The 12,882-nt window shown below is 50.7% G+C and carries 12 protein-coding genes; 7 read left to right on the forward strand and 5 right to left on the reverse strand.

What is annotated here, in order from left to right; genetic code table 11:
• Window position 1: 1 nt before the first annotated feature.
• On the forward strand, window positions 2-766 hold the full coding sequence (locus MTO69_RS00405; protein WP_248330128.1) for a type II secretion system protein N: 765 nt from the start codon (window positions 2-4) through the stop codon (window positions 764-766).
• 52 nt (window positions 767-818) lie between these two features.
• Here the strand turns inward: MTO69_RS00405 and envZ are convergent, their stop codons facing one another.
• Together envZ and ompR are read right to left on the reverse strand one after the other, a co-directional pair.
• Window positions 819-2,126 (reverse strand): two-component system sensor histidine kinase EnvZ, encoded by a 1,308-nt coding sequence (envZ, locus tag MTO69_RS00410; protein ID WP_248330130.1) that lies wholly within the window; start codon window positions 2,124-2,126, stop codon window positions 819-821.
• Between the two features lie 71 nt (window positions 2,127-2,197).
• Complete coding sequence (ompR, locus tag MTO69_RS00415) at window positions 2,198-2,917, reverse strand: osmolarity response regulator transcription factor OmpR (RefSeq protein WP_176286571.1); 720 nt, start codon at window positions 2,915-2,917, stop codon at window positions 2,198-2,200.
• 168 nt (window positions 2,918-3,085) lie between these two features.
• On the opposite strand from ompR, the gene greB reads away from it, so the two are divergent.
• A complete protein-coding gene (gene greB / locus MTO69_RS00420) occupies window positions 3,086-3,559 on the forward strand; it encodes a transcription elongation factor GreB (RefSeq protein ID WP_248330132.1) in 474 nt (157 codons plus the stop codon).
• 86 nt (window positions 3,560-3,645) lie between these two features.
• Here the strand turns inward: greB and MTO69_RS00425 are convergent, their stop codons facing one another.
• A complete protein-coding gene (locus MTO69_RS00425) occupies window positions 3,646-5,544 on the reverse strand; it encodes a RimK/LysX family protein (RefSeq protein ID WP_248330134.1) in 1,899 nt (632 codons plus the stop codon).
• Window positions 5,545-5,767: 223 nt separating this feature from the next.
• Between MTO69_RS00425 and MTO69_RS00430 the strand changes: the two genes are divergently transcribed.
• Complete coding sequence (locus MTO69_RS00430; RefSeq protein WP_248330136.1) at window positions 5,768-8,086, forward strand: Tex family protein; 2,319 nt, start codon at window positions 5,768-5,770, stop codon at window positions 8,084-8,086.
• 110 nt (window positions 8,087-8,196) lie between these two features.
• Here the strand turns inward: MTO69_RS00430 and MTO69_RS00435 are convergent, their stop codons facing one another.
• Both MTO69_RS00435 and bioH read right to left on the reverse strand, forming a co-directional pair.
• Window positions 8,197-8,667, reverse strand: coding sequence for an ATP-dependent Lon protease (locus MTO69_RS00435; RefSeq protein WP_248330138.1), 471 nt, complete (start codon window positions 8,665-8,667; stop codon window positions 8,197-8,199).
• An 89-nt stretch (window positions 8,668-8,756) separates the two neighbouring features.
• Complete coding sequence (bioH, locus tag MTO69_RS00440; protein ID WP_248330140.1) at window positions 8,757-9,593, reverse strand: pimeloyl-ACP methyl ester esterase BioH; 837 nt, start codon at window positions 9,591-9,593, stop codon at window positions 8,757-8,759.
• A gap of 57 nt (window positions 9,594-9,650) precedes the next feature.
• On the opposite strand from bioH, the gene MTO69_RS00445 reads away from it, so the two are divergent.
• The 4 genes from MTO69_RS00445 (at window position 9,651) to cysQ (ending at window position 12,727) form a co-directional block, all read left to right on the forward strand.
• A complete protein-coding gene (locus tag MTO69_RS00445) occupies window positions 9,651-10,352 on the forward strand; it encodes a ComF family protein (protein ID WP_248330142.1) in 702 nt (233 codons plus the stop codon).
• 86 nt (window positions 10,353-10,438) lie between these two features.
• Window positions 10,439-11,026, forward strand: coding sequence for a Fe-S biogenesis protein NfuA (gene nfuA / locus MTO69_RS00450; protein WP_248330144.1), 588 nt, complete (start codon window positions 10,439-10,441; stop codon window positions 11,024-11,026).
• A gap of 281 nt (window positions 11,027-11,307) precedes the next feature.
• The gene (gene nudE / locus MTO69_RS00455; RefSeq protein ID WP_248330145.1) at window positions 11,308-11,868 is read left to right on the forward strand and encodes an ADP compounds hydrolase NudE; all 561 of its coding nucleotides are present in this window, start codon (window positions 11,308-11,310) and stop codon (window positions 11,866-11,868) included.
• Between the two features lie 31 nt (window positions 11,869-11,899).
• On the forward strand, window positions 11,900-12,727 hold the full coding sequence (gene cysQ, locus MTO69_RS00460; RefSeq protein WP_248330147.1) for a 3'(2'),5'-bisphosphate nucleotidase CysQ: 828 nt from the start codon (window positions 11,900-11,902) through the stop codon (window positions 12,725-12,727).
• The last annotated feature ends 155 nt before the right edge of the window (window positions 12,728-12,882 follow it).

Below are 12,882 nucleotides of genomic sequence, written 5' to 3' on the forward strand. Positions count from 1 at the left end.
CGTGAAAAAAATCATCTTCTCGGCACTGTTGCTGATGTCGATTCTCGCCACTAGCGCGCTGGTTCATCTGCCCGCGCAATTTATACTCATGTACGCCCCGTTGCCGACACCACTGACCCTGACTGGTGTCGAGGGAACCTTGTGGCAAGGCTCCGTGCATCAACTGAAGTGGCAACAGCAAAATTACGGCTCGGTAACTTGGCAGCTTAATGTCACCAAATTACTAGCGGGCAAGCTAGAAGCCGAGGTGCGCTTCGGGCGCGGTAGCGACATAGGCGTGCAAGGCCGTGGCATAGTCGGTTACTCAACCCAAGGCGCGTACGCACAAAATTTGCTTGCCTCGATGCCGGTCGAACAAGCGATGCAATTTGCGCCAAGTTTGCCGATACCGCTCGATTTAACCGGTCAGCTAGAGCTGAGTTTACGCGACTTCCACTACGCCGATCCCTATTGTCAGCGCGCTGAGGGCACATTGGTGTGGAACACCGATAAACTGGTTACCCCGATGGCGGAGCTGAACATCGGTCCAGTGGTGGCCGAGGTGAGCTGTCAGCAGAATGTGATGACGGCGCAGGGCGAGCAGAACAGTGCTGACGTCAGCAGTGGCTTTACCGCTCAGCTCAACGCAAACCACAGCTATACGCTGTCGGCATGGTTTAAACCTGAGGCCTCATTTCCTGAAAATCTGAAGCAGCAGTTGCAATGGTTGCCTACTCAGGCAGACAGTGAAGGTAAGTACCCATTGAGTTATCAGGGGCGCTGGTAGTTGAGATAAAAAAGGGCAGCACACGCTGCCCGATTTGTTTGCCTGCTTGGTATTACTTCATCGCAGGAAAACTAATTTGCACCTTGAGACCACCACCACTGCGATTATTGACGATGACCGAGCCACTATGCTGACTGAGGATGCGTTTGACGATCGCAAGGCCAAGTCCGGTGCCTTCGCTGCCTCGCGCAGTATCGCCGCGAGTAAAGGGTTCAAACAACTTGCCAATTTGGCTCTGCTCGATGCCCGGACCATTGTCTTCAATACACACCCAAACCAGCTTGTTGTCGGCGGTAATACCCGTACTCACTCGTACCCAACCGTTACCATAGCGAATCGCGTTGACCACTAAATTGCTGACCGCGCGCTTAATCGCAATTGGGCTGCCCAAGGTGGGTTTGAGTGGCTGGTGGAATTTGGTCTCGATCTGTACTTCGTAGCCCCCCTCCGAAGAGGCGACATCTTCGGCGATGTCGTTGAGATCAACAGTGACAAACGACTGCTTGTTGACCGGCTTTAGGTAATCCATAAACTGACTGATGATCTCATTACACTCTTCGGTGTCACTGATGATCCCTTCAGCGAGGTAGCTGTCCTCCGGAGACATCATTTCGGTTGCCAGCCGAATTCGCGTCAATGGGGTGCGTAGATCATGACTGATGCCGGCCATCAATAGCGCTCGGTCTTCTTCAAGGGCTTGAATCCCTTTCGACATTTGGTTAAAGGCTCGAGTGACCGAACGGATCTCAGAGGCGCCTTTTTCTGGGATCGGCGGTGGGATTTCACCTCGACCTACTCCCTTAGCGGCTTTTTCCAGTGCGATCAGCGGGCGGTTTTGCAGACGAATAAACAGCCAGCCTCCGGCGACAATCAACATAGCCATGATCAAACTGTTGCGAAACAGCGGAGTGAAGTCCTCTTCTTGTAACTCAGACAACGGAATGCGCAGCAGCGAGCCCGGCAGAGAATCAATTTTCATCCACAAGATATAGCTCTCTTTACCAAGCATCATTCGCACATCGGTGACCGAATCGAGCTCGTTACTCATCTCTTCGCTCATCAGGTCGATGGTCATGGCGTCGTAATACTCCTGAGCCATCGGACTGTCTTCAGCATGAATGGTCACCCCGAGTTGCTCCAACACGCGCTGTCGCAGCGGTCCGTCCATGTTTAACCCATCTTCCAGATTGGCCGAGTCGTCTAGCATCAGATTAATCTCATGGCCGAGAATCTTGTTGAACTGTTGCAAACTCGGCATCAGAGCATAGTTAAATACGGCGTAGTAGGAGTAAACCTGACTGGCGATAAGTAGGGTGAGAAAGATAAGAATCGATTGAGTAAATGAGCTGCGAATACGCATGGCACCTACCTTGAACAAGTGCGGATAAAAATAGTGCGAGCCTAGGCTCGCACTCTGATATCGATAAGCCGTTAAGCTTCTTTGCCATCTGGGACAAACACATAGCCCAGTCCCCAGACCGTTTGAATATAGCGCGGTTTGCTTGGGTCGACCTCAAGCATGCGGCGTAAACGTGAGATCTGAACGTCAATGGAACGCTCCATCGCCGAATATTCTCGACCACGAGCCATATTCATCAACTTATCACGCGACATCGGTTCACGCGCGTTGGTGACCAAGGCTTTGAGCACCGCGAACTCACCAGAGGTGAGCGGCATGGCTTCGTCGCCACGGAACATCTCGCGCGTGCCCAGATTTAAACGAAAGTCACCAAATTCAACAATCGACTCTTCACTACTCGGAGCGCCGGGAAGCTCTGTGGTTTGGCGACGCAGCACGGCTTTGATGCGTGCCAGTAACTCTCGTGGGTTGAATGGTTTCGGTAAGTAGTCATCGGCGCCCACTTCTAAACCGACAATGCGATCGATTTCATCGCCTTTGGCGGTCAGCATCAGGATCGGTAAGGTGTTGTTGGCGTTCCGCAATCGGCGACAGATAGACAAGCCATCTTCGCCCGGTAGCATCAGATCCAGCACCATTAAGTGGAAAGTCTCGCGCGTCAGTAGGCGGTCCATCTGCTCACTGTTGGCAACGCTACGCACTTGGAAGCCCTGTTCAGACAAGTAGCGCTCAAGTAGGGCACGAAGTCGTGCATCATCATCAACAACTAAGATCTTGTGATTTTCTTGCATGTAATGGTCCACCTATTCAATCAGCTTGCGCGAGCTAACCGCAGACGCGGCACTTGGCGCAGCTTGAAATGTAACACCGTTCGAGCGGGATTGGCGCAAAGAATTGTTAACGTTTATTTCCTTTTTAGCTAATGTATGGGCTAACTGCAATTGATTAACGTCAGAATTATGAAAACAAACCTAATAACGCGCGAAGGCTTTGATCGACTTAAGAAAGAGCTCGATTTCTTATGGAAAGAGGAGCGTCCCGAAGTGACCAAGAAAGTAACCTGGGCTGCCAGCTTGGGTGACCGAAGTGAGAACGCCGATTATCAATACAACAAGAAGCGGCTACGAGAGATAGATCGCCGCGTACGGTATCTGCGCAAGCGTTTAGAGCAAGTCAAAGTCGTCGACTATTCACCGCAACAAGAGGGCAAGGTGTTTTTCGGCGCTTGGGTAGAAATTGAGAACGACGCTGGCGAAGTTAAAGCGTTTCGCATTGTTGGTCCAGACGAGATCTATGGCGACGCGAAAGGCTATATTTCGATCGACTCACCGATGGCACGCGCCCTGTTAAAGAAAGCGGTCGACGATGAGTTTGTGGTCCGGACCCCACAAGGGGAAAAAGAGTGGTTTGTGAATAGCATTCGCTACCAGTGAGCGTGCAACATCCCGCATTGCGCGGGACGTTGTCTACTAATCACACCCATTATCTGAACATCTAATTAATGCGATTGGTATGTGAGCTATTTTTCCCCGGCAGGCTTTTCGGTCAAGATGTAGTTTTCGTCGCTTGAGACGACAGCGCCATATTGAAGAAAGTTTTTGCCTAGAATCATGCTGTAGTGGAATCGGCTGCGATCTTGCAAGTTGACTCTGACTTTTTTCTCAAGCTTACCGAGCTTGACGAACATCTCCACCACTGGGCGCACCGTTGGTTTTTCACCGGCTTTGGCAGTAATGGTCATGGTATCAACCACAGGTAAGGTAAAGGTTTGCTGCATGCCTAAGTCGTTGTGATAATCAAAGCTGACCATCTGTTGACCCGCTTGTTTAAACAGCTTGATGTTTTGCGCGTTGATCGAAGTGACGTCAGCGCCAGTGTCGAGTTTGACTGGAAAGCTCAGCTGATCGATTTGCGCCACCTCAATATGGCCGGCTTTAAACAAGGGGTAGGAGTCGAGTAAGTGGTCGCTGCGCGAATTGATCAGTACACCATCTGGCGACATATTTTGACCAATAATAAAGTGTTCGTCGATTTGGTCTTTATCGAGTACATCGATGGCATAGGGAAGTTCCACCTCTTGACCGTGGATGACAAAAGTACCAAATACCACCGGACGTACTGTGTCGCCGACTTTGAGTTTTTTGTTGATCGGTTTAGAGAACTGTTTCGCATCCCCCTCTGACGTTGAAAGATAGTAGGTGACCCAATCTTTGCCTCGGTCTTGATAGATTTCAAAACTGGGCACCTTGAGCAGTGGCGTTTTCACAAACAGTGATGGCTCCGCCGAGAGGGTGACACCATCGAGGGTCAGTGTTTCTTGGCCCGACACCTGCAAGGCTTTGGATTTCGGATTAAAGCGAGTGCCCGATCCGCTCAGCAGTGACTCAGCACCAGTATCAATCATAAAGTGGCGATTCAATGTCTCTTTACCGAGGCGAATTTGGCTGCTCAATTTACTGCGGTCGCTGAGGTAAACCAGCCAATATTGGCGCTGCTTATCTGGGTAACTGACCGGGATGTAAACCATCGGGCGTGGTTCACCACTGACGTTGAGCATCCGCACGAGTGGGCGCGTCAAGGTGCTGGTGTTGCCTTGGGGGTCATTGATATCAAATGTAACTTGCTGTGCGCTTTGATCGACTTTGATGTTAGCCGCATTGAGCACGCTATAGTTATTGGTCAGTGAATAAGTGAGCTTTTGCGTGATCCCAGCTACCTTGACTTGTTCTTTCTTTCCGATCAACAGCGCTTGTTGCTGCTGCTGAAGGTAATCGAACCCAGCAAACACCCAAGCATTGTCTTCAAGGAACGTTTTACCAATCAAGATAGGTGCCGAAAACTGGCTGCGATCGGTGAGGTTAACCTCGGTTGCAACAGTGATGCCTGCGATGGTCATCGGCAAGGTAACGGTCGGGCGAATAATCGGCTTGGTTTGGGTTCGATTGCGAATCATACCCACTCGTGTCAGAGGTAAGCTCACGGCAACCTGTTCACCATCGTAAGGATGAGAGAGGTCAAAGCTGACTGTCACTTGGTAGGGGGCAAACAGCTCGCCATCCCAATCATCATATTCAACGGTGCTTATATCAGGATGTTCGACCAACGCTTGCAGCAGAGCGTCATCTTGCAAGGTCTCAAACTCGGCATGGTTACTGGTCACGTGAATGTTGGTGGCGTGGATCGAAGTGGTATCCGCTCCGGTGTCGATTTTCCCCACGATAGGCACTTGCTGCAGCTCATCAATGCTATTGAGGTAGACATCTTCGACGCGTCCTAGCACCAGTTTATCGTCGAGCGTATAGACAGGGGCGTTAGTGGTTGCATTGATGCTTGCGTCTTGAAGGCGACTATCGGCCAGTGCCAAACCGGGCACAGAAGTGAGAGCAAGCAGTGTGAAAGCCAAAAACAGTTTTTTCATAGCGATACCATCGACACGTTAAGGGAGTGGGTATGAATGACCTTAGTTAAGCTTAGCGAGCTTAAGTTCTGATTTCACATTAGTTTTGACACAGATTTCACACAAATGCCAACCAATTGATTAAACAATCGTGCAACCTTGAGCGATAAGACAAAAAGCATTGGCTTTTCGCCTCGTGGCCCCAATATAGCTAACAATAAAAAACGAAAAAGAGATTCAACGGATGAGCCAAGCTATCTGTCATTTGATTGCTCAAGAACTGAGTGTTCGCCCTGAGCAAGTTACCGCTGCTGTCACTCTGATTGATGACGGCAACACTGTCCCGTTTATCGCCCGTTATCGTAAAGAGGTCACCGGAGGGTTAGATGACACCCAACTACGTAATCTCGATAGCCGCTTATCCTATTTGCGAGAGCTTGAAGAGCGACGTCAAACCATTCTCAAGTCAATTCAAGACCAAGGTAAACTTACCGATGAGCTCGCTGCTCAAATTGAACAAGCAGACAGCAAGACGCGACTTGAAGACCTGTATCTTCCCTATAAACCAAAACGTCGCACTAAAGGCCAAATCGCGATTGAAGCGGGTCTTGAGCCCTTAGCGGAGCAACTGTGGCATCATCCGCAGACTGAACCTGAGTCGGAAGCGGCCAAGTACATCAATCCAGACCAAGGCATTGCGGATAGTAAAGCGGCGCTCGATGGCGCTCGCGCTATCATCATGGAGCGCATTGCTGAAGATGCCAACCTGTTGGAGAAAATTCGTCATTATCTTAACCGCAATGCTGAACTGGTATCGCGCGTCGTCGCAGGGCAGGAGCAAGCTGGGGAGAAGTTTAAAGACTACTTCGAACACAACGAGCCTCTGAGTAAAGTGCCGTCTCACCGCGCACTGGCGATGCTACGTGGTCGCAACGAAGGCTTCTTAACCTTGGCGATCAATGCCGACCCTCACCAAGAAGAGGGGGCTCGACAGTCACACTGTGAAACCTTGGTAAGCGATCATTACGGCATTTCGCTGAGTAGCGCTCCGGCAGACAGTTGGCGTAAGCAGGTGATCAGTTGGGCGTGGCGAATCAAAGTGTCGATGCATATGGAAACCGAGCTGATGGCGGCAATGAAAGAGCGCGCCGAGATTGAAGCGATTGACGTGTTTGCCAGCAACTTAAAAGACTTACTGATGGCGGCACCAGCGGGTCCACGTGCCACGCTAGGCCTCGACCCAGGTTTACGTACTGGTTGTAAAATCGCGGTGGTGGACTCGACCGGTAAAGTGCTGGCCACCGACACCATTTATCCGCACCCGCCACAAAAGCAATATGATAAGTCGGCTCAGGTTGTGGATGCGTTGGTGCGAAAATATCAGGTTGACTTGATTGCCATTGGCAACGGCACCGCATCACGTGAAACCGATAGCTTTGTTGCGGACCTGATTAAGCGCGGCAATCTCAAGGTGCAAAAAATCATGGTCAGTGAAGCGGGAGCCTCGGTTTACTCTGCGTCTGAGCTGGCGGCAAAAGAGTTTCCAAACTTGGATGTGTCGCTGCGCGGCGCCGTGTCGATTGCGCGTCGTTTGCAAGACCCACTGGCTGAGTTGGTGAAAATTGACCCGAAATCAATTGGTGTCGGTCAGTATCAGCACGATGTGAGCCAATCTCTGTTGGCCAAGCGACTGGATGCGGTGGTCGAAGACTGTGTGAATGCAGTTGGGGTGGATGTGAACACCGCCTCTCCCGCCTTGTTGACACGGGTGGCCGGTTTGTCTAACACCCTGGCGCAGAATATTGTTGACTATCGCGATGCCAACGGCCGTTTTGACAGTCGTACGACCTTGAAAAAAGTGGCGCGCTTGGGGCCAAAAGCCTTTGAGCAGTGTGCGGGTTTCTTGCGCATTATGGATGGAAAGAATCCGCTCGATGCGTCTGCTGTTCACCCTGAAGCGTATCCGGTGGTCAAAGCGATCGCAGAGAAGAATCAAAAGAATGTCAAAGCTCTGATTGGTGACACTCAGTTCCTTCGTACTCTGCATGCGGTCGACTATACCAATGATAATTTTGGTGTGCCGACCGTCACCGACATTATCAAAGAGCTGGATAAACCTGGTCGCGATCCACGACCTGAGTTCAAAACCGCGACCTTTGCCGAGGGGGTCAACCAAGTGTCTGATCTCGAACCGGGGATGATTTTGGAGGGCGTGGTGTCGAACGTGGCCAATTTTGGTGCCTTTGTCGATATTGGCGTGCACCAAGATGGTTTAGTGCATATTTCGGCGCTGACTGATCGCTTCGTATCGGACCCGCGTGACGTGGTTAAAGCCGGTGATATCGTCAAAGTGAAAGTGATGGAAGTGGACGTACAGCGTAAGCGGATTGGTCTGTCGATGCGTTTGAATGATGAACCAGGGCAAGATAACCGCTCGCAGCGTTCAAGTACGCCGCGAGATCAGCAGCGCCAAGCGCAAAAGCCGCGTCGTCGCGACGAGTCTCAAGGCAATAGCGCAATGGGTGGCGCCTTTGCTGCGGCTTTTGCCAAAGCGAAACGTTAATCGCTAATCGCCGATAAGTATAGTAAAAAAAACAAATCCCCGTGAGTAGCGATACTGACGGGGATTTTTTTCGGGCATTACGCCATCAGCCGTTAAGGGTTGATGACGTACTACAACACCGCAATGACATCAGAGGGAGTGTTGGGGGCCACAGCGTCGCCGTAATGAAACTTGATCACGGTCCGCCGCTTTTCCATTGTCCCTTCTGTTATCGCCGCATCGATTATGCGTTTCGGCAAGCGAAAGCGCATGGCGTAGCCTTTACCTTGATGTTCGCTATAACTATCGAGTGCCAGCAATTGAAATAGCCTGTCGAGTGTATCTTGAGGCTCTTCCTGATAAATCGACACCGACTCGCCACTCTGTTCCGTCTCATAGCTGGGATGCTCTGAGGGGTCCCATGACGACTGCTTGCGCCGTTTTTCATCTGCAGTCACTTTCCGTTCTGCGTTGCTCTTGGTCAATGCAATGGTCGGGGCAACCGGCTCACGAACTTTATTGTCGCGCGCTGCTTGCTCCGTTTGCACATTAACCGATGGGGCGATGAGTGGAACACTTACGTTCGTCGGTGATACGAGCATCGTTTAATCTCCTCACGCCCAACCGGCAGAGTCACAACTCTTTCGGTTAGTCTATTTATCGACCAGCTTTGCTAAATGTTTAGTTGATTTTACGCATTGTTGTTGATTGACATTGAGTTACACAATGTCGCCTCACTGCCGATAAATCGCTGCACTTGCTCGCAGAAGGATTCAAACTCGGTCATAAAAGGGGCGTGTGAAGAGGCGCTGAACACATGGCTTTGGCTCCGTGGATTAAGGCTATCGACGTCATTGGCCACTTTGACTGGCACTAACCCATCAAGACGGCCATACAAGCGCAGCATCGGCATGGTTAGCTCACTCAAACGGTGGCGATAGTCAAGATCACCGAGCAGGTTTAAGCCCGAGAGCAAGGAGGTAGGGTTTGGCGTTGGACGTGACAACACGGCTTGCTTGAGCTGCTTAACATCTTGGCGCGCAGAGGGGCTGCCCATGGCTTGCAGCGCCATAAAGCGCTCTATGGTCAATTGGAAGTTGTCGACCAACTGCTCGGTAAAGGCATTGAGTACCTTAGGTTGAATGCCGCGCCAAGATTTTTGCGCGGCAAATTTGGGTGAGCTTGCTACCGTGATCAGTTTGCTGACTCGCTGTGGATGATTCAGGGCAATATGTGTCGCTACCAGTCCGCCCAGTGACCAGCCGAGCCAAATTGCTTGTTGCGGTGCACCCTCAAGCACTTGCTTGGTCAAGTCTTCCATGCCGATAAATTCGGTGTGATGACTGTGTCCAAAGCCGGGCAGATCGACGACATGCACACGGTAGTGCTGACTGAGCGCGTCGACACTTTGTTGCCATACTGCGCCATTCATTCCCCAACCGTGCACTAAGACCAGATCTTGTCCTTGGCCGCTCACTTGCCAAAACAGCCCCGGCTGTTTGCTCTCACTTTGTTGCACTTTATTCATCCTTTCTTGATTCGACTGCGTGTCACACTGTGGCTGATGCCCACTTCAAGCGAGCTCATGTTAGCGCAAATATTCCACAAATACATCGCGGACCTGTTGCCCAGCCATTGCGAGCTATGTTTGCTGCCGATACAAGCGCAGGCGCAGTCTGCCAGTTTCTGTCACGCGTGTTTGGCTTACTTTGCGCCGATAGAGCGTTGTCAGCGCTGTGGTTTGCCTTGTGTTGGTGAGCCGGAGCAGTGTGGCCAGTGCTTAACCCATCCCCCGCTCTGGCAGCGGCTTTATTGTGTCGGTGATTACCAAGCGCCGCTGGCAAGTTATGTTCAGCGGTTGAAGTATCAGCGTCAGTTCTGGCAAGCAGACAAACTGGCAAAGCTGCTCAGTCCTCAAGTCACCGAGCCCGCCGAGCTTATCACTTATGTCCCTTTGCATTGGCAGCGCTGCGCTAGGCGTGGATTCAATCAAAGTGAACGTCTCGCCCACGCCCTGTCCAAGCAACTCGCTATTCCTTTAGCGAACGTGTTCTCTCGCACTCGCGTCACGCGCCCGCAGCAAGGGCTAACTCGCACGCAGCGTTTGGATAATCTCAGCGACGCATTTGCCCTGACATCACTACCCAATGTGAACCGAGTAGCGATTGTGGATGATGTGGTCACCACAGGCACGACCGTGCATCATTTGTGCAAATTATTGCTTGATGCTGGGGTGAAAAATGTCGATATTTACTGCATTTGCCGCACTCCAGAGCCATCGAGTTAGCCGAATTTTTGCAAAAGGCTAGATCTATGAATTTTCAGGAGTAGAATGGTCAACTAATAGCCTACAAAATTACTCAGGTATTCGTCGTGTCAAATACAATTACTATTACTGAAACTGCCCAAAAACATTTTGCTAACCTGCTCAGCCAGCAGCCAGAAGGGACCAACATCCGTGTGTTCGTTGTGAATCCTGGCACGCAAAACGCAGAGTGTGGTGTCTCTTACTGCCCGCAAGAAGCGATTGAATCGACAGACACAGAGTTCGCTTTCGAGGGCTTCTCCGCTTACGTTGATGAGTTGAGCTTGCCTTTCCTTGAAGATGCAGAGATCGATTTTGTAACGGACAAAATGGGCTCACAGCTGACATTGAAAGCACCGAACGCCAAAATGCGCAAAGTCGCTGATGATGCGCCTTTAGTTGAGCGCGTTGAATATGCGATCCAAACTCAAGTCAATCCTCAGTTAGCTGGTCATGGTGGTCACGTAAATCTGGTCGAAATCACGGATGACGGTGTGGCGATTGTTGCGTTTGGCGGCGGTTGTAACGGTTGTTCTATGGTCGACGTTACGCTGAAAGAGGGCATCGAAAAAGAGCTGCTGCAACAGTTTGCCGGCGAGCTAACAGCGGTACGTGATGCAACCGAGCACGACCGTGGTGAGCACTCTTATTACTAATACCAAACGGGATAAATAGGTGAGCAGATAATTGCGCAGGAAAAATTGCTGAGAGCAAGGCATAGATTGCAGCTAGCTAGTTGACCTACCTACAAAATCTATAACGACGCTATCAGCGATTTTAACCAGCAAGAATGACCAGATATTTATGCTGTTTGGTATACTTCATTTAACCGAATGAAATACATAGGGTTGGCTTCAAGGCGAACCCTTTTTTTTGATTTCAAACCCGGTTGTTTTCTCATATATTAAGAACTCTCTCGGTGCTAAGGAGCAAACTTGTGGCAAAAAGGACTCCACCAGATATTCTGGCCAAACACACGGTCGCGCAATCTCGATTGTTCGCGATTGAAGCGCTCGATTTGCGTTTTAGCAATGGTGAGCAACGAACCTATGAACGAATGAAACCGAGTGGTCGCAATGCGGTGATGATGGTGCCGGTGACCGAACAAGGTGATCTGTTGCTGGTTCGAGAATATGCCGCTGGCACTGAGCGTTATGAGTTGGGGTTTCCTAAAGGGCTGATAGACCCAGGTGAGAGCGCCGAACAAGCGGCAGTGCGTGAGCTGAAAGAGGAAATCGGTTACGGCGCACACACGCTGACACCACTAAAAGAAGTGGTTTTAGCGCCGTCTTATTTCTCGAGTAAAATGACCCTATTTATCGCTCAAGATCTATACTCAGAACAATTACAAGGTGATGAGCCTGAGCCGTTAGACGTGGTCCGTTGGCCCCTTGCTCAGGCAGAAGAGTTGCTAACGCACCTAGATTTTAGTGAAGCGCGCAGTATTACCGCGCTGCTGCTTGCCTTGCGTAATCTTACATCGAATCAGACCCGCTAGAGGTCACTGCGCAGCGCAATAAGGAATGTTTATGCCAATAACCAAAGATCTCTCTCATCATTTACCCGCTGTGATAGAAATTGCCCGCTCCGCAGGGCAACTTATCCTCGAAATATACGAGAAAAAAGAGTACCAAGAGTATACCAAAAGTGACGAAACACCGGTCACCAGTGCTGATATCGCAGCCCACAAGTTGATAACGGAAAAGCTCTCTGAGCTGGCACCCGAGATCCCGGTATTGTCTGAAGAAGATGCAGATATTAGCTTAGAGCAGCGCTCTCAATGGCGTCGTTACTGGTTGGTGGACCCACTCGATGGCACTCAAGAATTTATTGCTCGCAGTGGCGACTTTGCCACCATTATCGCGCTGGTGGAAAACAACAAACCAGTGATGGGGGTAGTGTACGGGCCTGTGTCTGGGGTTACTTACTACGCTTATCATGGTAAAGGCGCCTGGAAGATACCGGATCTTGACCAAAATGTGCGGATCAAAACTCACAGTCATGATGGTCAATCCAGCCCAATCGCGATGGCGATCAGTCGCCGTCAAGACATTAACCGCATTACCCGCCGTTTGAGCAGTGAGTGGAATTACGATCTCGTCCCACTCGGCTCAGCTGCACTTAAAGCGTGCTTAGTGGCCGAAGGTGCGGTCGATTGCTATTTACGCCTTGGCCCGACCGGGGAGTGGGATACGGCCGCGACGCAATGTATTGTCGAAGAAGCGGGGGGGCGCATTCTTAGCACTCACCTCGACCCTTTGTCTTACAACGAGCGCGATACTTTGGAGAACCCAAACTTTATTGTGTTAGGTGATGAAAACCTGCCATGGGATGGGATTTTGCAGGTTAAGGATTGAGAGCGGGCTCCGCCCTGCGAGAATTTAGAGCGCTTCGCTTCGAGATCGGGCTTCGCCCTTCGAGAGGTGCACGTTATAACTGCTGAGTAGGTATCTGATACAGAGTTTGTTGTTAGGGACTTACGTCTTAAATGCGGAAAAAGGTTGACGCCTTA

This window comes from Vibrio sinaloensis, assembly GCF_023195835.1.
GTDB classification, from domain to species: Bacteria; Pseudomonadota; Gammaproteobacteria; order Enterobacterales; family Vibrionaceae; genus Vibrio; species Vibrio sinaloensis_C.